This window comes from Priestia sp. TSO9 (genome assembly GCF_021029645.1).
GTDB lineage: Bacteria > Bacillota > Bacilli > Bacillales > Bacillaceae_H > Priestia > Priestia megaterium_E.
Window position 1 is genome coordinate 65282 of record NZ_JAJEKD010000008.1, and the last position, 20047, is coordinate 85328.

The 20047-nt window shown below is 38.4% G+C and carries 25 protein-coding genes and 1 riboswitch; of the genes, 16 read left to right on the forward strand and 9 right to left on the reverse strand.

Features of this window, described 5'->3' with window-relative positions; genetic code table 11:
- The first annotated feature begins 119 nt into the window (after window positions 1-119).
- On the forward strand, window positions 120-1874 hold the full coding sequence (locus LJC66_RS02500; RefSeq protein ID WP_230931741.1) for a phospho-sugar mutase: 1755 nt from the start codon (window positions 120-122) through the stop codon (window positions 1872-1874).
- Between the two features lie 34 nt (window positions 1875-1908).
- On the opposite strand, the gene LJC66_RS02505 is transcribed toward LJC66_RS02500, so the two are convergent.
- Complete coding sequence (locus tag LJC66_RS02505) at window positions 1909-2520, reverse strand: biotin transporter BioY (protein ID WP_028410248.1); 612 nt, start codon at window positions 2518-2520, stop codon at window positions 1909-1911.
- Between the two features lie 210 nt (window positions 2521-2730).
- Window positions 2731-2982, reverse strand: coding sequence for a YhdB family protein (locus LJC66_RS02510; protein WP_013055267.1), 252 nt, complete (start codon window positions 2980-2982; stop codon window positions 2731-2733).
- A 321-nt stretch (window positions 2983-3303) separates the two neighbouring features.
- Between LJC66_RS02510 and LJC66_RS02515 the strand changes: the two genes are divergently transcribed.
- The 3 genes from LJC66_RS02515 (at window position 3304) to LJC66_RS02525 (ending at window position 5664) form a co-directional block, all read left to right on the forward strand.
- Complete coding sequence (locus LJC66_RS02515) at window positions 3304-4713, forward strand: SpoVR family protein (RefSeq protein ID WP_014461707.1); 1410 nt, start codon at window positions 3304-3306, stop codon at window positions 4711-4713.
- 123 nt (window positions 4714-4836) lie between these two features.
- A complete protein-coding gene (locus LJC66_RS02520; protein ID WP_195695463.1) occupies window positions 4837-5166 on the forward strand; it encodes an antibiotic biosynthesis monooxygenase family protein in 330 nt (109 codons plus the stop codon).
- A 66-nt stretch (window positions 5167-5232) separates the two neighbouring features.
- Window positions 5233-5664 (forward strand): Rrf2 family transcriptional regulator, encoded by a 432-nt coding sequence (locus LJC66_RS02525; RefSeq protein WP_195695462.1) that lies wholly within the window; start codon window positions 5233-5235, stop codon window positions 5662-5664.
- 52 nt (window positions 5665-5716) lie between these two features.
- Here the strand turns inward: LJC66_RS02525 and LJC66_RS02530 are convergent, their stop codons facing one another.
- On the reverse strand, window positions 5717-6712 hold the full coding sequence (locus LJC66_RS02530; protein ID WP_230931742.1) for an NADPH:quinone oxidoreductase family protein: 996 nt from the start codon (window positions 6710-6712) through the stop codon (window positions 5717-5719).
- Between the two features lie 179 nt (window positions 6713-6891).
- On the opposite strand from LJC66_RS02530, the gene LJC66_RS02535 reads away from it, so the two are divergent.
- On the forward strand, window positions 6892-7836 hold the full coding sequence (locus tag LJC66_RS02535; protein WP_050689447.1) for a nucleoside hydrolase: 945 nt from the start codon (window positions 6892-6894) through the stop codon (window positions 7834-7836).
- A 34-nt stretch (window positions 7837-7870) separates the two neighbouring features.
- Here LJC66_RS02535 and LJC66_RS02540 read toward each other — a convergent pair whose 3' ends face one another.
- From LJC66_RS02540 to LJC66_RS02550, 3 genes are read right to left on the reverse strand one after another with little or no spacing between them, the layout of a single operon-like run.
- Entirely contained in the window at window positions 7871-8605 is a 735-nt protein-coding gene (locus LJC66_RS02540; protein ID WP_050689448.1) for an amino acid ABC transporter ATP-binding protein, read from the reverse strand.
- Between the two features lie 30 nt (window positions 8606-8635).
- Entirely contained in the window at window positions 8636-9340 is a 705-nt protein-coding gene (locus tag LJC66_RS02545) for an amino acid ABC transporter permease (protein ID WP_016762949.1), read from the reverse strand.
- Complete coding sequence (locus LJC66_RS02550) at window positions 9324-10145, reverse strand: amino acid ABC transporter substrate-binding protein (protein WP_013081647.1); 822 nt, start codon at window positions 10143-10145, stop codon at window positions 9324-9326. Before LJC66_RS02550 ends, LJC66_RS02545 begins: the two co-directional genes overlap by 17 nt.
- Before the next feature lie 323 nt (window positions 10146-10468).
- Between LJC66_RS02550 and LJC66_RS02555 the strand changes: the two genes are divergently transcribed.
- From LJC66_RS02555 to thiD, 9 genes are all read left to right on the forward strand, one after another.
- On the forward strand, window positions 10469-10885 hold the full coding sequence (locus LJC66_RS02555; RefSeq protein ID WP_230931743.1) for a fluoride efflux transporter FluC: 417 nt from the start codon (window positions 10469-10471) through the stop codon (window positions 10883-10885).
- Complete coding sequence (crcB, locus tag LJC66_RS02560; protein WP_230931744.1) at window positions 10886-11275, forward strand: fluoride efflux transporter CrcB; 390 nt, start codon at window positions 10886-10888, stop codon at window positions 11273-11275.
- Window positions 11276-11322: 47 nt separating this feature from the next.
- Entirely contained in the window at window positions 11323-11538 is a 216-nt protein-coding gene (locus tag LJC66_RS02565) for a hypothetical protein (RefSeq protein WP_013055279.1), read from the forward strand.
- Window positions 11539-11696: 158 nt separating this feature from the next.
- Window positions 11697-11798, forward strand: a riboswitch (TPP riboswitch).
- A gap of 122 nt (window positions 11799-11920) precedes the next feature.
- Entirely contained in the window at window positions 11921-12544 is a 624-nt protein-coding gene (locus LJC66_RS02570) for a thiamine phosphate synthase (protein WP_195697128.1), read from the forward strand.
- Complete coding sequence (thiO, locus tag LJC66_RS02575; protein WP_230931745.1) at window positions 12528-13655, forward strand: glycine oxidase ThiO; 1128 nt, start codon at window positions 12528-12530, stop codon at window positions 13653-13655. The genes LJC66_RS02570 and thiO overlap by 17 nt, the downstream gene beginning before the upstream one ends.
- Complete coding sequence (gene thiS, locus LJC66_RS02580; RefSeq protein ID WP_050689453.1) at window positions 13652-13855, forward strand: sulfur carrier protein ThiS; 204 nt, start codon at window positions 13652-13654, stop codon at window positions 13853-13855. Before thiO ends, thiS begins: the two co-directional genes overlap by 4 nt.
- A gap of 5 nt (window positions 13856-13860) precedes the next feature.
- A complete protein-coding gene (locus LJC66_RS02585) occupies window positions 13861-14628 on the forward strand; it encodes a thiazole synthase (RefSeq protein WP_230931746.1) in 768 nt (255 codons plus the stop codon).
- Window positions 14625-15644 (forward strand): thiazole biosynthesis adenylyltransferase ThiF, encoded by a 1020-nt coding sequence (locus LJC66_RS02590; protein ID WP_050689454.1) that lies wholly within the window; start codon window positions 14625-14627, stop codon window positions 15642-15644. Before LJC66_RS02585 ends, LJC66_RS02590 begins: the two co-directional genes overlap by 4 nt.
- A gap of 22 nt (window positions 15645-15666) precedes the next feature.
- On the forward strand, window positions 15667-16476 hold the full coding sequence (gene thiD, locus LJC66_RS02595) for a bifunctional hydroxymethylpyrimidine kinase/phosphomethylpyrimidine kinase (RefSeq protein WP_230931747.1): 810 nt from the start codon (window positions 15667-15669) through the stop codon (window positions 16474-16476).
- A gap of 30 nt (window positions 16477-16506) precedes the next feature.
- Here the strand turns inward: thiD and gpmA are convergent, their stop codons facing one another.
- The gene (gpmA, locus tag LJC66_RS02600; RefSeq protein ID WP_195695456.1) at window positions 16507-17232 is read right to left on the reverse strand and encodes a 2,3-diphosphoglycerate-dependent phosphoglycerate mutase; all 726 of its coding nucleotides are present in this window, start codon (window positions 17230-17232) and stop codon (window positions 16507-16509) included.
- A 181-nt stretch (window positions 17233-17413) separates the two neighbouring features.
- On the opposite strand from gpmA, the gene LJC66_RS02605 reads away from it, so the two are divergent.
- A complete protein-coding gene (locus LJC66_RS02605; protein ID WP_016762958.1) occupies window positions 17414-17611 on the forward strand; it encodes a hypothetical protein in 198 nt (65 codons plus the stop codon).
- Window positions 17612-17649: 38 nt separating this feature from the next.
- Here the strand turns inward: LJC66_RS02605 and LJC66_RS02610 are convergent, their stop codons facing one another.
- Window positions 17650-18270, reverse strand: a complete 621-nt coding sequence (locus tag LJC66_RS02610; RefSeq protein ID WP_013081655.1) for an NAD(P)-dependent oxidoreductase — start codon at window positions 18268-18270, stop codon at window positions 17650-17652.
- Window positions 18271-18454: 184 nt separating this feature from the next.
- Here LJC66_RS02610 and LJC66_RS02615 point away from each other — a divergent pair, with 184 nt between their 5' ends.
- Window positions 18455-19720, forward strand: coding sequence for a hemolysin family protein (locus LJC66_RS02615; protein ID WP_050689458.1), 1266 nt, complete (start codon window positions 18455-18457; stop codon window positions 19718-19720).
- Window positions 19721-19785: 65 nt separating this feature from the next.
- Here the strand turns inward: LJC66_RS02615 and LJC66_RS02620 are convergent, their stop codons facing one another.
- Window positions 19786-20004, reverse strand: a complete 219-nt coding sequence (locus LJC66_RS02620) for an alpha/beta-type small acid-soluble spore protein (RefSeq protein ID WP_013055290.1) — start codon at window positions 20002-20004, stop codon at window positions 19786-19788.
- Window positions 20005-20047: the final 43 nt, after the last annotated feature.

The window sequence follows — 20047 nt, forward strand, 5'->3', positions numbered from 1 at the left end:
ATAGCAGGAAGTCAAATTTTGACGAAGAAATATAATATGACTGTTAAAAAAAGAGAAAGACGATTACTCGTTTTTCTCTTTTCATACATATTTACATTTATATAAGGGGGCTTTTTTTTATGAGTTGGAAAGAAACGTATACATCTTGGGTTAATCATCCAAATTTAGATCCTGAATTACGTCAAAATTTAGACGCAATCAAAGGTGATGAAAAACAATTAGAAGATAGTTTTTACAAAACATTAGAATTTGGAACAGGCGGAATGCGTGGGGAAATTGGAGCGGGTACAAACCGTATGAATACGTATACAATCCGAAAAGCTTCCGAAGGCTTTGCTGAGTACATTAAACAAGCTGGCGAAGAAGCTATTAACCAAGGAGTAGTCATAGCGTATGATTCTCGCCACAAATCCCCTGAATTTGCAATGGAAGCAGCAAAAACATTAGCAAGTCACGGAATTAAAACGTATGTATTTGAAGAGCTAAGACCAACACCTGAACTTTCATTTGCAGTGCGTGAGTTAAACGCATTTGGAGGTATTGTTATTACAGCGAGCCACAATCCTCCTGAATATAATGGATACAAAGTATATGGTCCAGACGGTGGTCAGTTGCCGCCAAAAGAAGCTGATGAACTAGTTGGCTTTGTAAATGCTGTGGAAAATGAACTTGCATTAGCTGTTCAATCTGAAGCGGAGCTAAAAGAAAAAGGTCTTATTGAAATGATTGGTTCAGCGATTGACGAAGCATACAATGAGAAACTAAAAACGATTTTAATTAATCCAGAGCTAGCTTCTGAAACAGGTAAAGACTTAAAAGTGGTTTTTACACCTCTGCATGGTACAGCTAATAAGCCAGTTCGCAACGCGCTTCAATCCATCGGTTACGAAAATGTCACGGTTATTGAAGAACAAGAACTTCCTGATCCAAATTTCTCGACGGTTAAATCTCCGAATCCTGAAGAGCCTGCTGCATTTGAATATGCTGTTCGTAAAGGAAAAGAAATTGATGCAGATATCTTAATCGCAACGGATCCAGATGCAGACCGTTTAGGAATTGCTGTCAAAGATCCAAGCGGCGAATATGCGTTATTAACAGGAAACCAAACGGGTGCTTTATTGCTTCACTATTTGCTTTCTCAAAAGAAAGAAAAAGGCGTGCTGCCTGCTAATGGCGTTGTGTTAAAAACGATTGTAACGTCAGAAATCGGCGCACAAATTGCTCGTTCATTTGGACTGCAAGTTGTTGACACTCTAACAGGTTTTAAATTTATCGGTGAAAAAATTAAGCAATATGAGCAAACGGGCGAGTATACATTCCAATTCGGTTATGAAGAAAGCTATGGCTATTTAATTGGTGACTTTGCTCGTGACAAAGACGCTGTACAAGCAGCCATTCTAGCAGTAGAAGCTTGTGCTTATTATAAAAAGCAGGGCATGATACTATACGAAGCGCTTCAGCAAGTGTTTACTAAATATGGTTTCTATCGTGAAGGTCTGAAATCTTTAACGCTTAAAGGAAAAGAAGGATCTGAGCAAATTCAGCATATTTTGGCTACATTTAGAAATGAACCTCCTACTGACATTGCAGGATTAAATGTTTCGGTTGTAGAGGATTATACATTAAGTGAGCGTCAGCATATTAAAGCAGGAAAAGTAGAAGAAATTACATTACCAAAATCAAATGTATTAAAATATATCTTAGAAGACGGTTCTTGGTTCTGCCTTCGTCCGTCTGGTACAGAGCCAAAGGTGAAGTTCTATTTTGGCGTCGTGTCAGAAGATGAAGCAACAAGCATTGCTCATTTAGAAGCTGTACAAACAGCTGTAATGGGTGAAGTAGAACGTGTATTGGATAAAGTGAAAACGGTATAAAAGTAAAGCCTGCTCAAACTTGAGCAGGCTTCTTTTATGATACTTTGTTTGATTGCGTATTTGACAAGTACGAAGAAGATCGTAGGGCTTTATAAATTTTCGGAGCAAGCATAGCCCCAAGAACAGTAAAAATAAGATCCTTTACCGCAAACCACGACATAATCTTCCAAGCGGCTGCATATGTCATTGCAGGAGCTTCAAGCCAGTAATTAACTGCTGCATACATATACGTAGTACCAATTAAATAAATAACCGCAATACCAACTAGCGATGAAATTAAAAAGATAGAAAAAGTTGGCTTCCCGCGCATTTCCATAATTTTTCCTGTGATAAATGCTGCTACGATATAAGAAAGCAAAAAGCCGCCGGTGCTTCCAAATAAAATACCAATTCCTGCTTTAAATTGAGCAAATACCGGGGCGCCGGCAATGCCAATTAATACGTATACAATCATCGAAATAGAACCCATTCGGCTCCCAAGTAAAAGTCCTGCTAATATAACAAAAAAAGGCTGAAGTGAAAGAGGCACGCCGCCTACTTGTAAAAAAGGTGCCCAAGAAGTAATGTTTGCACCAATAGCCATCAGAGCCGCAAACATACCGGCTAGCGTTAAATCTAATGTGCGAAACCTTTTATTAGTACTCATATATGTTCCTCCCAGTATGTACTGAAATATCTTAGCGTATGTACTGAAGATTGTACGTCGAATTCACTTTTATGTCAACGATAAAAATAAATGTGTTTACATATATTATGTAAGGTTTTTTGAAATAAAGTATGCATATTTTTAGTGCAACATAAAAAAATAAAGAAGGGAATTCATCCCTTCTTTGTCCAAGTGTGTGTATCAAAAATACTAGTACAATGATTCTTCCAGAAGCTCCGGGTTGTGCTCCGAATATTCCGTTGCATGATCAATGTAGCGTAGTAAAGAATAAAGCTCTTCTTGAATGATGCGGTAGTTTCGTTCAAAATTGTAGGCGTGCAAAAAATGTTCAATCTTTTTTGAAAGAAAATCGTCGTCTGTTCGAACCATTAAAATTAATAAGTTATCCCATTGTGAACGGTGTGTGTAATATAAAGCTCGATCATAATCAATTACATCCATTAATAACGTTCCTCCTTTTGAGGAGTTGAAATTAGTGTATGATATTTGCGGGAATTCTTACGCTGTAAATGTTGGGCAAAAGACCAGTGCATAATTAAAAGAGGTTGTAGTCATTATGCAAGAAGAATAAACGTACAGCACCGGATAAATGATAAGAAGAGCAAAGAATGATGCAGCATAATAGGTATATTACATCCATTATTTAAGACAACTAAATAAAAATCCCCTTTTCTTGAAAAAATAAAGCTTCTTTTTGATGAAAACACATGAATTGACATGTTTGTACATAGATTGAAGTAAGGAGTGAAAGGGGGAGCTGTCGTGAAAGAAGCAGATTATAAGCAATTATACCGTGCGATTGATGAAATTACGGAAATAGCTAGCGGTTTCGGCTTAGATTTTTATCCGATGCGCTATGAAATTTGCCCGGCAGATATTATTTATACGTTTGGTGCATATGGGATGCCAACTCGTTTTTCACATTGGAGCTTTGGAAAACAATTTTACAAAATGAAATTACACTACGATCTGGGATTGAGTAAAATTTATGAATTAGTTATCAATTCAGATCCTTGTTATGCATTTTTATTGGATTCCAATGCGCTTATTCAAAATAAATTAATTGTAGCTCACGTGTTAGCCCACTGTGACTTCTTTAAAAATAACAGCCGTTTTGCTAACACTAAACGGGATATGGTAGAAAGTATGGCAGCGACCGCTGATCGAATTAAAGAATACGAAGTAAAGCACGGTAAGCGTGAAGTAGAAAAGTTTTTAGATGCTGTCCTATCGATTCAGGAACATATTGATCCGTCCCTTATGCGTGCCAAGCTTTCTTGGAGCATAGATGATGTAGAATCATCGGAAGAAGAAATCATTTCTCCTTACGATGATTTATGGAATTTGGATTATAAAGAAAAGAAAAAACCAAAACCTCCAAAATCTTTTAAAAAATTTCCGCCTCAGCCTGAAAAAGACATCTTATTATTTATCGAAGAATACAGTCCTTATTTAGAGGACTGGCAGCGGGATATTTTAACGATGATGCGAGAAGAAATGCTTTATTTCTGGCCGCAGCTTGAAACAAAAATTATGAATGAAGGCTGGGCTTCTTTCTGGCATCAGCGCATTATTCGAGAAATGGACTTAACGAGTGATGAAGCGATAGAATTCGCCAAGCTAAATGCAGGGGTTGTGCAGCCGTCTAAGACGGGAATTAATCCATATTATTTAGGATTAAAAATCTTTGAAGACATTGAAGAACGCTACAATAATCCAACAGAAGATATGATTCGCCGGGGCGTCGAGCCCGGATCAGGAAGAGAGAAGATGTTTGAGGTACGTGAAGTTGAATCAGATATTTCCTTTATCCGCAATTACTTAACAAAAGATTTAGTCATGCGGGAGGATATGTACTTATTCCAAAAGCAAGGGAAAGATTACAAAATTGTCGATAAAGAATGGACAGAAGTTAGAGATCAGCTTGTTAATATGCGCGTAAACGGCGGATTTCCTTACATCACAGTAACCAATGGAGACTATTTAAAAAATGGAGAGCTCTATTTAAAACACTGGTATGAAGGAATTGAATTAGATGTCAAATACTTAGAAAAAGTGGTACCTTATGTTCATCAGCTTTGGGGCCGCCCCGTTCATTTAGAAACGATGATGGAAGGCAAACCTATTGCCTTTACGTATGATGGAAAAACAGTGCATAGAAAGCATTTGTAAAAGAGAAGACCGCTTAAACAGCGGTCTTTTTGGGTTTCTGTAACTTATCCATATAAATTGAAAAAATAAAATGAGTATGCGATAATTCAATGAGAATTACTTTCATTTAGAAAGGAAGATAAGATGTTTGTTGTAAACGCAAGTTTTGAAACAGAAAAGAAATTTGAAGAACAGCTCAAGCAAAAAGCTAAGAAAAACAAAACAGAAATTGAGGCAGCCAAAGGAAATTTATCGTTCGAATGCTGGAAAAAAGATTCCGCAGATAAAGTTGAATATGTCTTTGTATCCAAGTGGGAAGATAAGCAGTTCTTTCAAGCGTGGATCTCAAGAGAAGAACATGTGAACGAACATAAAGAAGCGAATAAAAAGAAAACGAAAGTATTTTCTGAAGCTATGGAAATCAAGAAAACGCTGCGTTTTTATGAGGCGGTAGAAGAGGACATTCTTTCCTAAAAAAGCATGCTTGACTTTCCTAAATGTTGTAACTATAATGATTACAACAAAATAGGAGTGAGAGCAATGAAAATTAGCAGTCGATTCACCGTGGCCGTTCACATACTATCTTTAATTAAAGTAGATAGCAGTCATCCTAGTACTTCAGAGTGGATTGCTAGCAGTGTAAATACAAATCCTGTTGTTATAAGACGAGTAATTGGGATGTTAAAGAAAGCTGGACTCGTGGGTGTAAAAGCCGGAGCTGGCGGAGCTTATCTATTGAAAGATTTAGAAGAGATAACGTTGTTAGACGTTTATCGAGCGGTGGCGGCAGTGGAAGAAGGAGAATTGTTTCAAATGCATGAAAATCCGAATGTGGAGTGTCCTGTAGGAGCCAATATTCAAAGTGTTCTTGAATTGATTTTAAAACATTCTCAAGATGCCATGGAACAAGTCTTAGCTGATGTGACCATGAAAGAATTAGTGACGGATTTAATAGCAAAAATAGATGCATAATAACATGCTTCTGTTCGTGAAAAAACGGAGAAACCTAGGTTTCTCCGTTTTTTTATAGCTTCACAATTGTTCGTCCTCGAGCTTGTCCTTTTAATAAAGTCGGAAGTACCTCAGGGAGCTGTTGTAGTGAAATTTCCTGCTGAATGAAAGGTTCTAAGCTCTCAGGCTTAAAGTCATTAGCGAGTCTATTCCAAATCTCTTTTCGAGTAGGCATTGGACAGTAAACAGAATCGATACCTAATAAATTAATCCCTCTTAAAATGAAGGGAAAGACGGTTGTTGGCACTTTGCCTCCAGCTGTTAGCCCGCTGACAGCTACAGAGCCTCCGTACTGAATTTGACTGAGAACAGAAGCTAGAGGCTCTCCGCCCACAGGATCCACCGCAGCGGCCCATTTTTCCTTGCCTAATGCTTTTAATTTACCGTTATAAACGTCTTCACGCGCTACAATAGAGGAAGCGCCAAGCTCTTTCAAATAAGCTGCTTCCGAGCTTTTTCCCGTACTTGCTTCCACTGTGTAGCCTAATTTTGAAAGAATGGCAACCGCAAAGCTTCCTACACCTCCCGTAGCGCCTGTTACAAGCACAGAGCCATTAGATGGACTAGTATGGTTTTCCTCTAAGCGATGCACAGATAAAGCAGCTGTAAAGCCAGCTGTTCCGATAATCATTGCTTCTTTTAACGTTAGATTTTGAGGAAGAGGGACAATCCATTCGCTGCGTATGCGCGCATACTCACTATAGCCTCCAAAGTGTGATACGCCAATGTCATAGCTTGTTGCAATGACACGATCACCTTCTTTAAAATCAGGGCTGTCAGAAGATACAACGACGCCTGCTAGGTCGATTCCTGGGACAAATGGGTAGCTTGTCACAATATTTCCGTTTGCGATGCTGGCTAAGCTATCTTTATAATTCACCCCTGAATAATGAACGCGAATAAGTACATCGCCTTCTGGCAAATCGTTTAGCGTCAGTTCTTGGACGGACGCCTCCACTTGGTGTTCACTTTTTTTATCTACGATTAATGCTGAAAATGATTGCTCCATTTTATTTCTCCTTTCTATAATGAGATGTATACATCTATACATAGATTACCTTATTTCTATACCCATTATAGAAAATAGTAAAAGAAGTTCCTAATACTTTGATTACGAAAGGGATTATTTCATTGTAAAATAGCGGTATAGCTATTAGTTAGCAATACATAGAAAAGAGGAGAAGAGAAATGAGTACAAATGTATATTTTAACCACGATGCAGGCATCGATGATTTAGTATCGCTTTTTTTACTGCTGCAAATGGATGATGTAAAAGTAACGGGAGTATCTGTCATTCCCGCTGACGGATATCTAGAGCCAGGTATCAGCGCAAGCCAAAAGATTATTGATCGTTTTGGAAGTTATGATATCGAGGTAGCCAAATCTACTTCACGCGGCATGAATCCATTTCCAAAAGAATGGCGCATGCATACGTTTTATGTGGATGCACTACCGATTTTAAATGAAAAAGGGGAAGTACAAACAAAAATAAGTCAGCTCCCTGCTCATGATCATTTAATCGAGACATTGCAGCACACAGCCGGGAAAACAACTTTATTGTTTACAGGACCGTTAACAGATTTAGCAAGAGCATTGGAAAAAGCGCCGGAAATAGAAGAGAAAATTGACAAGTTAGTATGGATGGGCGGTACATTTCAAGAAGTAGGAAACGTGCAAGAGCCCGAACACGATGGAACGGCGGAGTGGAATGCTTTTTGGGATCCAGAAGCAGTAGCGAAAGTATGGGAAAGCAAAATTAAAATTGAGATGGTTGCTTTAGAAAGCACGAATCAAGTTCCCTTAACGCCCGCTATTCGTCAAATGTGGGCTTCACTTCGAAGATATGAAGGAGTAGACTTTGTAGGGCAGTGCTACGCGGCTTGCCCGCCGCTTGTACACGTTGAAACCAATTCAACATATTATTTGTGGGATGTACTCACAACAGCATTTACAGGGAATTCAACACTTGTGAAGGTAAAAACCGTTTCGAGTATTGTGCATACAGAAACACCGAGCCAAGGAAGAACAGAAATTTCCGAAGAGGGACGACCTGTAGATGTCGTATATGACGTCACAGCTGAAGCATTCTTTACGTACATTACCGATTTAATGAAAAAAGCAGTAGTCAAATAAAGAAAAAGGTTGCACATGAAAGTGTGCAACCTTTTTAATGAATCATATTCAAGAATTGACGTGTCCGCTCTTGCTGAGGATTTGAAAATATTTGATCCGGTGTCCCTCTTTCCATAATGACACCTTGATCCATAAAAATAACTTCATCCGCTACTTCACGGGCAAAGCGCATTTCGTGAGTTACCACCACCATCGTCATTCCTTCTTTTGCCAAGTCTTTCATCGCTTGAAGAACGTCTCCTACAAGCTCAGGATCAAGAGCTGAAGTAGGCTCATCAAACAGCATAACTTTTGGATCCATCGCCATTGCTCTGGCGATGCCAACACGCTGTTGTTGTCCGCCAGACAGCTGGAAAGGATAAAAGTCGAGCTTGTCTCCTAAGCCAACTCGTGTTAATAATTCTTTCCCTCTTTTTTCTGCTTCTTGAGCGGAAACACCTTTTACAATTACAGGACCTTCCATAACATTTTCAAGAGCATTTTTATGAGGAAACAAGTTATAGTTTTGAAAGACCATACCTGTTAGACTTCGAAATGAAGTAATGTCTTTTTTACGAACAGGCTTGGTAAAATTCATGCTTTTTTTATCAAGTTCAATCGTGCCGTCTGTTGGGATTTCTAACAGATTTAAGCAACGTAAAAAAGTAGTTTTACCCGATCCAGAAGGACCGATTAATACAATTACCTTGCCCTGTTCAACTTCTAAATCAATCCCTTTTAATACTTGCAAATCACCGAATGATTTATGCAAATTTTTGATATTAATCATATAAAAAACTCCTTTAGCTACTCGAAACGGTTATTTAGATACGTAACGATCTAGTCTTATTTCAATGCGTCCTTGGATAATGGATAAGATTGTACACATAATCCAGTACAAGAGCGCTGCTTCACTATAAAGAAGTAAAAATTCATAGTTAGTCGAAGCAATTTCTTGAGCTTTACGGAACATCTCAGAAACAAGAATAAGCGATGCAAGTGACGTATCTTTAATAAGGCTAATAAAAGAGTTAGATAATGGCGGAATCGATACACGTGCTGCTTGCGGTAAAATAATCCGTCTTAACGCTTGGGAATAGGTCATACCAAGTGAGTAACCAGCTTCCCACTGTCCTTTAGGAATAGATTGAATCGCTGCTCGGATAATTTCAGATGCATACGCACCTACACTTAATGAAAATCCAATAACAGCAGAGATAAATGGGTCAATTGTTATATCTAAATTGGGTAAGCCGTAGAAAATAATAAATAATTGCACAAGCAGCGGTGTACCTCGAATAATCGATACATAGATGCGCGCAATTATATTTAAAACTTTTATAGATGATAAACGAGCCAAGGCTGTTAAGACAGCTAAAATGATACCGAGTACAAACGTGATTAATGTTAGTGGAATAGAATATTGAATAGCTCCCTTTAGCATTGGTAAAAGAGATGATTGAGCGATTGAAATCAATTGATTCAATCGCTCTCCATCAGGAAAAATATTATTTAGGAGAAACATCTTCGCCAAACCATTTCTTAGAAATTTTTGCGTATGTTCCGTCTTTTTTCATATCTTTCAATGCTTTGTTTACTTCATCCACTAACTTACCGCTGTCTTTTCTAAACATAAAGCCGCTTGCAGCACCATCGGATTTTTCATCCGCGATTTTGATAGGTGCGTTAGGGTGCTTTTTCTTATAGTCAAGGAACGATAATTTATCATTGATTGTAGCATCAACACGGTTTGCGCTCATTAGTTCTACTGCTTGAGCAAAACCTTCAGCACTCGTAATGTTTGCACCATAAGATTGAGCCATGTCTTTATAGTTACTTGTTAATGACTGCGCTGATTTTTTTCCTTTTAAATCTTTAAATGATTTGATATCTTTTTCGTCTTTACGAACAATTAATACAGCCCCTGACTGGATGTATGGATCAGAGAAATCGTATTTTTTTTGACGATCTTCACGAATACCAACTTCATTAGCAATCATGTCAAATCGTTTAGCATCTAATCCAGCAAACATGCCATCCCACTGTGTTTCTTTGAACTCAGCTTTTACGCCAAGACGTTTAGCTACTTCTTGAGCCAATTCTACATCAAACCCAGTTAGCTTTTGTTTGTCATCATGAAAAGTGAACGGAGGGTATGTACCTTCAGTTCCAATTGTTAATACGCCATCTTTTTTCACTTTATTATATAAATCTTCTTGTGAAGATTTATTGTCTCCATTGTTTGCTTCATTTTTTGAGCTAGAACCGCATGCGGCAAGCACAACTGTGAAAGCTAATAGTAGCGACAAAAGTGCAGCAAATTTCTTCATTTTCTAAACCCCCTAGTATTCTGATAGGAAATAATACTCTGTGATACTAAACAAGAACACAGCAAAAGTCAACAAAAAAAACTTATACGATTAATGTGACTTAAAATAAGGGAAATATACCTTCTATACACGGTTTGTCATAAGGATACAGAAAGATTTTAAAATTTGGATTAAGTGGATTTTTAAGGGATATTTGAGGAGTAAAAAGGAAGTTTCATGCGACGATTTTCTCTTTCATTTTTTCATGACTTTTGGTGCAATAAACATATAGTTAAATGTTAAGGTAGAAATAAATTCCTTATGGTACACTTAAAGAAGAATTTATGAAACGGAGCGATATGATGAAAGCCATAAACTTAATCTCAATTGCCTTTGGCGCTATCGCTGGTACATATGCACGTTATTTGCTGAATCTTTCCTTATTATATACGGGCTATCCAATAGGAACGGTAATCGAAAACCTATTAGGAAGCTTCATACTAGGCCTATTAACAGGATTTTTTGTGTGGAAAAAGCCAAAAGAATGGATAAAGCTTGGACTAGGAGTTGGCGTGTGCGGCGGTTTTACAACGTATTCAACGTTTGCAGGAGACGTCATTTCTCTCACTCAGCACCATTTATTTGGGGGAGCCATTTATGTCATTGTCTCTTTAGTAGGTGGAATCCTTCTTGCTTTAGCAGGCTATCTATGCGGTGAAGCGGCAGGGGAAAATTTAGTGAAAGTACATGAGGTGAAGTAAATGAGCATAGTGAGCTTGGCACTTGGTGGAGCAGCTGGAGGAATATGCCGTTATCTTTTGGGTTTAAAAGTTACAAAAGCAGTTTCAAACCCTCCTTTTCCAGTATCAATGCTGTTTGTAAACTTGCTCGGTGCGTTTGGCCTTGGTCTTTTTTACGGTAGTTATTATGGAAAGGTTCCGAGTCATGCTTATGATGATTCAATATTTTTAATGATTGGCATTGGTTTTTTTGGTGCCTTTACCACTTTTTCAACGTTTAGTGTGGAAACCGTACAGTTAATTCGAGAAAAATCTTATCGGAAAATGTTGGCTTACGTGGGGATTTCAGCATTTGGAACAGTTGGTTTATTTACAGTCGGTTTAATTGCAGGAACGTTTTTATTTAAGTAAAGAGAACGTTTCTAGTAGGGAAAAACAAAAAGACGGAGAAGTAGAGAATGGATAGAAAAGCAGAAGTTTGGAAATACATTTTGTTGATTGTAGCTGTTGCAGGTCAGATCATCGGTTTTTTATTTTTATTTATAAATGTTGTGGCGGCATTTATTTTTTACGGTTTTTATATTCTAACTTTTATTATGTTACTCCTGCTGTTTATATGGGATCGGAAAAAGGAAAAAGACAAAGAAGAATTTGACGACTATACCGATTACTAACTATATAAAAAGCAGAATGATGCGGTGCGCCGGGCCTCTTAGTAAAGAAGCTTAAAAGATACATCTATAAAAGGAAGAGAGCCGTAAGAGCATAAAGAGATATTGTATTTACATCTAGTTGTGTTATAATTTTAAGTGCAAAAACAAAATCAATAAATAGCAATCACTAGGGGAGCTTTTTGAAGCTGAGACGAATGTATTTCGGACCCTTTGAACCTGATCTGGTTTGTACCAGCGTAGGGAAGTGGCGATCATGTTTACATAACGATACATGCTAACCACTCTACGTTGTAGAGTGGTTTTTTTGTATGTAATCAAGCCCTCTACACAAGATGAAGTGATTGAAATTTCTCTTTATTCTGAACGGAAAGGTTTCGATCATATGGATATTCCTAAATTTCATGTCATTACAACAGATAAGCAGCCAGTTAAAGAGGTTCGGGACATTTTAACGGCTATTGAGCCTTTTGTGGGTGTCATTCATATTAGAGAAAAAAAGAAAACGGCAAAGCAGATTCAATGTTTGCTAGAAAGCCTGCCATTTTGTCGCTCTAAAATTATTGTAAATGACCGAGTTGATGTAGCGCATGCTTTAAAAGCAAAAGGCGTACAGCTTGCCTATCATAGTTTAGATGTTTCGTGTGTTAGAGACGCATTTCCTTCTCTTATTGTGGGAAAATCAGTTCACTCTGTGGAAGAAGCTCTAGAAGCTGAAAAAGATGGCGCTCATTATATTCTATACGGACATATTTATTCAACTCATTCAAAAAAAGGATTAAAAAGTCGAGGGATAGCAGCGCTAAAAGAAGTAGTAGACGCTGTGGAGATACCAGTTATTGCGATTGGTGGGATTACACCTGGAAATGCCAAAGAGGTACTGCAAACAGGAGCACATGGTATAGCTGTGATGTCTAGTGTCATGCTTGCGCAAGATCCCCTTAAAGCGATTAAACAATATTCTCATATATGGACATCTGGAGGTGGAGAAAATGAAGCAGCATTATGATGTACTGTTAGTCGGAGGAGGCATAATTAGCTCTTCTATCGCTTATCATTTGTCAAAACAAGGAGCATCAGTAGCCATTCTTGAGCGCAATCAAATTGGTTGTGAAGCTTCAAGTGCAGCCGCTGGTATTTTAGGTGCTCAAGCTGAAATTGATGAAGAAGGTCCTCTTTTAGACCTTGCTATTAAGAGCAGAAGCATGTTTCCTGAGCTGGTGAAGGAACTAAAAGAAAAAACGGCCATCGACGTAGAGCTCATTCAAAAAGGCTTATTAAAAGTCGCTGTAACAGAAGAAGATGCACACGTATTAAAGAAAAAAGCCGCTCAGCACCACAGGTGGGATGAACATGTAAAATGGATTGATGTAAAAGAAGCGCGTTTGTTAGAACCCGGGCTCTCTCCAGACATATACGGAGCCATTACAATACCGGGGGACGGCCAGCTAGCTCCGGCTAAGTTAACGCAAGCTCTTGCTCATGGAGCCTTGTATCACGGAACAGATATATTCGAATACTGTGACGTTCATTCTCTTATTATGGAAAATGAAACAGTAAAAGGTGTACAGACGTCCAAAGGATCTTTTTATGGAGAAAAAGTAGTTATTGCAGCAGGCTCATGGGCTAAACGCTTTATTTCTTCTGAACATTTAGGTCAGGTGTTTCCTGTAAAAGGGGAGTGTATTGCTTTGCAAAGTCATAAGCCTTTGCTTTCTAAAACGATATTTTTAGATGAAGGTTTTTACTTAGTGCCAAAGACTGGTGGAAGAATCGTAATAGGGGCAACTAAGCTACAGCATGATTTTACCAAGACGGTTTCTGCACAAGGTATTCAATTTTTGCTGAATAAAGCTTCTGCGCTTCTGCCGGCTATTAAAGAAGCCACATTTGAAAAAGCATGGGCAGGTCTTCGTCCACAAACAAATGATGGCTGGCCTTATTTAGGAGAGCATCCTGAAATAGTGAATCTACACATGGCGTTTGGCCACTACCGAAACGGTATTTTATTAAGTGCTGCAACTGGAAAAATTATGGCTGATGCTTTGTTAAGGAAAAAGCCGAATCATTCATTTTTTACATCATTTCAGCTAACTAGAGTAATGGAGGGAGTTCATTGAATCTAATCATTAATGGTAAGACCGTTACTGTTGGAGAGGAAATTGAAACGGTTCAGCACTTGTTGCAGGCTCAGAACCTGCATGAACGAGTGGTAATTGTTGAGCTAAACAAGAATATTTTACAAAAAGAAGAACATAGTGATGCAAGTTTAAAAGATGGAGATGCGTTAGAAGTCGTTTCATTTGTAGGAGGAGGATGAAGAGTATGTTAAAAATTGGACAATATACATTTAATTCACGTTTATTATTAGGAACAGGGAAATTTCCGGACTTTATGACTCAGCGTCAAGCGGTAGAAGAGTCGGAAACAGAAATTTTAACATTTGCTGTTAGACGAATGGATATTTTTGATCAAAATCAGCCTAATTTACTAGAAGCGCTTGATGTGAAGCGTTTCACTCTTTTGCCTAACACTGCTGGAGCAAAAAATGCAGAAGAGGCCGTACGTATTGCTAAATTAGCAAAGGCTTCTGGACTTTGTGATATGGTGAAAGTAGAAGTAATTGGATGTGATAAGACGCTGCTTCCTGATCCAGTTGAAACATTAAAAGCTAGTGAAGAACTGTTAAAAGAGGGCTTTACCGTTTTACCTTACACATCAGATGATGTTTTACTTTCGCGTCGTTTAGAGGAGTTAGGCGTACATGCCATTATGCCAGGAGCTTCGCCTATCGGTTCAGGTCAAGGTATTATTAATCCGTTGAACATGCGTTTTATCATTGAACAATCAACTGTTCCAGTAATTGTAGATGCAGGTATTGGAACGGCTTCAGACGCAGCTCAAGCTATGGAGCTAGGAGCAGATGGTGTGTTATTAAATACAGCTGTTTCAGGAGCAAAAGATCCTGTGAAAATGGCTCGTGCTATGAAGCTAGCGATTGAGGCAGGAAGAGCAGCATTTGAAGCAGGACGTATTGAAAAGAAACAATATGCAACGGCAAGCAGTCCAACAGAAGGGATGAGTATCGGTTGATTAATCGTTATTCCCGCCAAGAACTGTTTCAACCTATTGGAAAAGGCGGACAGCAGCTAATTCAAGAAAAGCATGTTCTGATTGTAGGAGCAGGTGCTCTTGGAACAGGGAACGCCGAGGCCCTTGCGCGAGCGGGGGTAAAGAAAATAACGCTCATTGACCGGGACTATGTAGAGTGGAGCAACCTTCAGCGTCAGCAATTATATAGTGAAAAAGATGCTGATAAAAGAATTCCAAAAGCAATTGCTGCTAAAAAAAGGCTTCACGATATTAATCATGATGTAAAAATAGAAGCGCACGTAGCAGACGGTACCCCTCAAGTTTTAGAACAGCTTGTTGAGGGGGTAGATGTTATGATTGATGCGACCGATAATTTTGACACACGCCTTGTAATGAATGATTTATCACAAAAATATGATATTCCTTGGATTTACGGAGCTTGTGTAGGAAGTTATGGAATTAGTTATACGATCATACCAAGTGAAACACCGTGTTTATCCTGTTTGCTTGAATCTGTACCGCTTGGAGGGTTAACATGTGATACAGTGGGGATTATTAGTCCTGCTGTACAAATGGTAGTCGCTCATCAAGTAACAGAAGTGTTAAAAATATTAGTCGGAGACTGGAATGCGCTCAGGAGGGAACTTGTTTCGTTTGACGTATGGAAAAATGAGTATACGAGCATCAATGTGAACGTGTTTCGCAAATCTGCTTGCCGCTCATGCGGCAGTGAACAAACCTATCCCTTTTTACAATATGAAAATCAAACGAAAACAGCTGTGCTATGCGGAAGAAACACGGTACAAATCCGTCCGGGCAAATCAGCTAAGCAGCCGCTGCAGTCTTTAGGTGAACGATTAAAAGAAAAAGGATATAAAATTGAACAAAATCCGTATCTGCTTTCTTTTTATGTAGATGATTACCGTTTAGTTATGTTTCAAGATGGGCGCGTCTTTGTCCATGGAACAAATGATATAGTAGAAGCAAAGTCACTTTATCATCGGTATATTGGGTAAGAAAGAGATGGAGGTTTCAAGCATGACAGTACCAAAAGCATTAACCATTGCTGGATCAGACAGCGGTGGAGGAGCAGGCATTCAAGCTGATTTAAAAACATTTCAAGAGCGTAACGTTTTTGGCATGTCTGTTATTACAGCTGTGACTGCACAAAATACAGTTGGCGTTCAAGGAGTTTATCCTTTAGAAGTAGAAGCAGTTGAAACGCAGTTAGATTCAATTGCCACTGACTTATTTCCTAATGCAGTGAAGACAGGTATGTTGTTCAGTGCTGATATTATTTACGCAGTGGCTCGTAAAATCAAACAGTACGGACTGCAAAATGTTGTAGTTGATCCCGTTATGATTGCAAAAGGCGGTCAGTCTCTTCTTCAAAGAGAAGCCGTACAGGCTCTAAAAGAATTATTGCCTCTTTGTGAAGTCATTACGCCGAACATACCGGAGGCGGAAGTCATCACGGGTAAAGAAATTCACACGATCGAAGACCGAAAAGAAGCGGCAAAACAGATTCATGAGCTAGGTGTAAAGCACGTGGTAATTAAAGGCGGACATGATCAATCTCATCAAGATATGATTGATATAGTGTATGATGGTCATACGTACGTTGAAATCACGCATGAAAAGATGAATACAAAGCATACACATGGAACGGGATGCACGTTTGCTGCTTGCGTCACAGCTGAACTAGCGAAAGGCAAAAGCGTGGTTGAAGCAGTTCAAATCGCTTCCGATTTTGTTCACTATGCGATTAAGCACACGCTTGAAATTGGTTCCGGGCACGGTCCTACTAATCACTGGGCGTATGGAAAATACTTTCGTTCAAACATATAAAAAAACGTGCCTACAATCTAGGCACGTTTTTTATGAAGAAGGAATATGGGTAGGAATCTCTCCATCGATGCCTAAATAATAATGTCTAAGGGGCTTTAAATTATCATCAAGCTCATAAACAAGCGGCACGCTTGTAGGAACATTCAAGTTCGCAATGCCATCAGGGGAAATGTTATCCAAGTACTGCATCAGAGCCCTAATCGTATTACCGTGAGCGGAAATAATAACCTTTTTGCCAGCTTTAATAGAAGGAGCAATAGTTTCGTCCCAGTATTCTAGAACCCGCTTTTCTGTATCAGCTAAGTTTTCCGTTACAGGAAATTGTCCCTTAGCTAATTCCTTATACTTAGGGTTGGAAGCTTCATAGCGAATATCTGTTGTCTCTAAAGCAGGAGGGCGTTCGTTCATCGACCTTCTCCACAAATGCACTTGCTCTTCTCCAAATTTTTTTGCGGTTTCTTCTTTGTTCAAACCTTGAAGAGCCCCGTAGTGCCGTTCATTCAGCCTCCAAGATTTATATACGGGAATCCACATGAAGTCCATTTGATGTAAGACAATCCACAGAGTGCGAATGGATCGTTTTAAAACAGAAGTATAGGCAATATCAAAAGTATATTCGTTTTTCTTTAGCACTTTTCCAGCTTCTCGCGCTTCTTGCAATCCATTTTTAGAAAGATCTACATCCGTCCAGCCTGTAAATTTATTTTCAAGATTCCACACGCTTTGTCCGTGCCGAATCAACACAAGTTTTATCATCGTGTTCTCCTTTCAACAGTGACTAAGGACTCTATTCTTTTTTATTATGAGAAGGAAAGAGTTTTTTATCCTAAAGCCGGGGAAAGGAGTTTTTATCATTTAGAAAAAGTGATGCCGAAAAGTAAAGCTTTAACTTTTTTACGCATATGATAAAAATAAAAAAGGGAAGGGAAGATAGTGAATGAGTGACCAAGAACGTCAGATTCAAGCGCTGCACGGCCAGATTGAAGATTTAAAAGAAGAAATGTATCAGATGAAGCTTGATATTAGCACATTAGAGAAAGAAAAAGGAAAGCCTGTTTTGACACCGGCTCTCGTTGGTCAAATAGGAGGTTTTGTTCTAGGTGGATTAGCTATAATCGGTATTTTCTGGATGTAGAACTTCTCGTTTTGAAAACGAAAAGTTCTCCTGATTTTTCAATAAGCAATTCCAACGCGGCATTTGGAAAACTTTTGAGCCCATATCTCATGGTAGGTAAAGTGAGCCGTATCTCCCGTTGAAATTTTAACGGCATCAGCTGGTAAAATATCTTTTTCCACTCGGTATGTGCCTGTTATTTCACCCTCAGGCAAGTATGTTGGGCATATAACCGTCCAGTTTAGATCACTTTCCTTCAAGTGTAAGTATCCTTTTAAATGATCTTCTGCTGCTCTCGTCGTTTTACGCTTTGATTCATTTGATTGAAAACGATACTTTTCTGGTTCTGTTCGTGATTGTAAGATGCCTGCAGTTCCAATAGTAAGAATACGATGAACGCCGTAATACTTCATGCTGTTTATAATAAGCGGCATACTTTTTGAAATCGTCTCTGCACCATCTGTATTTAACGCGCTGACTACGATATCTTGGTGCTTGAGGGCAAAGTTGATATTTTCTTGATGAAGTACATCGCCTTGTAAGATATGTAGGTTTGGATGACTAACCTGTAGCTTATTGCGGTCTCTAACAAGTACAGTAACGTCGTTTTCATCTTTTAGCATCATTTTTAATAAAGACTGTCCAACTCGCCCTGTAGAGCCTAATAGTAAAATTTTCATTGGCTACACCCCTCTATAAAAGATAGTATCTATTCTTTAGGATATACAATCTGTATACTTATTCATAATAAAAAGCATGCGTAGCATAAAGTAATACAAAGTTGATGAATGAAATATTCACCAACAAAAAAATTTGATATGATAAAAAGACAGAAAAATCAAAAAATAGGAGAGTGAATGTCTTTTGGGAGACTTGCCTCTGAATCAAATGATGATATTAGTCGTTTTGCTTATGTTATCAGCTTTCTTTTCATCTGCTGAGACAGCCTTTTCAAGCGTAAATAAAATTCGTTTAAAACATTACGCTGAGAAAAAATATCGGGGAAGTAAAAAAGCGCTGCATATTGCTGAACACTTTGAGCAGACGCTATCGACAATTTTAGTAGGAAATATTGTCGTAAACATTGCTGCGTCCTCTTTGGCAGCTAAAATTGCCCTCGATATGTTTAAAGGAAACCTAGCACTTGTGATTAGTATCATCGTTATGACCATCATCATTTTGATTTTTGGTGAAGTCTTGCCAAAATCGTTAGCTAAAGAGCATGCCGAATCTTTTGCGCTGATGATTTCTTCCTTGTTATTTATTATTATTAAATTGTTAACCCCGATTTCCTTCTTATTTTTACAGGTGAAAAAAGGAACTTCTCACTTGTTAGCGTCTGCTCCTACACCAACGATTACAGAAGATGAAATTAAAGTGATGGTAGATTTAAGCGAAGAAGAAGGAACGATTAATAATATTGAAAAAGAGCTAGTTCATCGTTCACTCAATTTTAATGACATTGTGGTGGGGCAAATTTTAAAACCTAGAATAGATGTCACAGCAGTTGACGTAAATGCCGATATTGATTCGGTTTGTCAAATGTTTCTTGAAGAGAGATATTCAAGAGTCCCTGTATACGAAGATCATATTGATAATATTATTGGCATTTTATCAGAAAGAGAATTTTTAACCTGTTTAGTCCAAAGAAAAGAGATTTCTATTCGTGATTTGTTGAGACAACCTATTTTTGTAGTAGAATCCATGAAAATATCTGTTCTATTGCCAGAGCTCCAAAAAAGTAAGGTTCACATGGCAATTGTAGTTGATGAGTTTGGGGGAACGGCCGGTCTTGTGACCTTAGAGGATATATTAGAAGAAATTGTAGGAGAGATTTGGGATGAACATGATGAAGCTGTTAAGTATGTACACCAGATAGGGGAAAAAGAGTACGAATTTAACGCCGACATCCCTATTGATGAATTTTTAACCTATATAGCGGTTAGTTCTCCTGACAGTACGTGTCATACCTTAGGGGGATGGATATATGAGCAGTTTGATCATATTCCTGCTAAAGGAGACTTTTTCTCATATGAAGAGATATTGTTTACCATTAAGGAAGTAGAAAATCGACGTATTCGCAAAGTTTCCGTAAAATCATTTGCGAATAAGAATGAGGAAGTTGATTAAAAGAAACTAGAAAGCGCTCCAAGAAATCTTGGAGCGCTAAAGCCATAATATGAAATTAGTTAATATTAGTACTTGCCGCCTAGGTTTTGCTCAGCTAATTGTACTAAACGTTTTGTGATTTCGCCACCAACAGATCCGTTCGCACGAGCTGTTGCATCTGGTCCTAAGTTTACACCAAACTCACTAGCGATTTCGAACTTCATTTGATCGATAGCAGCTTGAGCACCAGGCGCTACTAACTTGTTTGATGAATTTCTGTTTGATGCGTTTTGATAATTTGCCATGTGTATTCATCTCCTCGTTAGATAAAATAGATTGTAATGGTTG

Coding starts and splice junctions, on each gene's coding strand:
- LJC66_RS02500 (WP_230931741.1), top strand. CDS start 120: ATGAGTTGGAAAGAAACGTATACATCTTGGGTTAATCATCCAAATTTA.
- LJC66_RS02535 (WP_050689447.1), top strand. CDS start 6,892: ATGAGTACAAATGTATATTTTAACCACGATGCAGGCATCGATGATTTA.
- LJC66_RS02505 (WP_028410248.1), bottom strand. CDS start 2,520: ATGAGTACTAATAAAAGGTTTCGCACATTAGATTTAACGCTAGCCGGT.
- LJC66_RS02555 (WP_230931743.1), top strand. CDS start 10,469: ATGAAACGGAGCGATATGATGAAAGCCATAAACTTAATCTCAATTGCC.
- thiO (WP_230931745.1), top strand. CDS start 12,528: ATGAAGCAGCATTATGATGTACTGTTAGTCGGAGGAGGCATAATTAGC.
- LJC66_RS02550 (WP_013081647.1), bottom strand. CDS start 10,145: ATGAAGAAATTTGCTGCACTTTTGTCGCTACTATTAGCTTTCACAGTT.
- LJC66_RS02570 (WP_195697128.1), top strand. CDS start 11,921: ATGGATATTCCTAAATTTCATGTCATTACAACAGATAAGCAGCCAGTT.
- thiD (WP_230931747.1), top strand. CDS start 15,667: ATGACAGTACCAAAAGCATTAACCATTGCTGGATCAGACAGCGGTGGA.
- LJC66_RS02545 (WP_016762949.1), bottom strand. CDS start 9,340: ATGTTTCTCCTAAATAATATTTTTCCTGATGGAGAGCGATTGAATCAA.
- LJC66_RS02585 (WP_230931746.1), top strand. CDS start 13,861: ATGTTAAAAATTGGACAATATACATTTAATTCACGTTTATTATTAGGA.
- LJC66_RS02530 (WP_230931742.1), bottom strand. CDS start 6,712: ATGGAGCAATCATTTTCAGCATTAATCGTAGATAAAAAAAGTGAACAC.
- LJC66_RS02565 (WP_013055279.1), top strand. CDS start 11,323: ATGGATAGAAAAGCAGAAGTTTGGAAATACATTTTGTTGATTGTAGCT.
- LJC66_RS02525 (WP_195695462.1), top strand. CDS start 5,233: ATGAAAATTAGCAGTCGATTCACCGTGGCCGTTCACATACTATCTTTA.
- LJC66_RS02605 (WP_016762958.1), top strand. CDS start 17,414: ATGAGTGACCAAGAACGTCAGATTCAAGCGCTGCACGGCCAGATTGAA.
- LJC66_RS02610 (WP_013081655.1), bottom strand. CDS start 18,270: ATGAAAATTTTACTATTAGGCTCTACAGGGCGAGTTGGACAGTCTTTA.
- crcB (WP_230931744.1), top strand. CDS start 10,886: ATGAGCATAGTGAGCTTGGCACTTGGTGGAGCAGCTGGAGGAATATGC.
- LJC66_RS02510 (WP_013055267.1), bottom strand. CDS start 2,982: ATGGATGTAATTGATTATGATCGAGCTTTATATTACACACACCGTTCA.
- LJC66_RS02520 (WP_195695463.1), top strand. CDS start 4,837: ATGTTTGTTGTAAACGCAAGTTTTGAAACAGAAAAGAAATTTGAAGAA.
- gpmA (WP_195695456.1), bottom strand. CDS start 17,232: ATGATAAAACTTGTGTTGATTCGGCACGGACAAAGCGTGTGGAATCTT.
- LJC66_RS02620 (WP_013055290.1), bottom strand. CDS start 20,004: ATGGCAAATTATCAAAACGCATCAAACAGAAATTCATCAAACAAGTTA.
- LJC66_RS02540 (WP_050689448.1), bottom strand. CDS start 8,605: ATGATTAATATCAAAAATTTGCATAAATCATTCGGTGATTTGCAAGTA.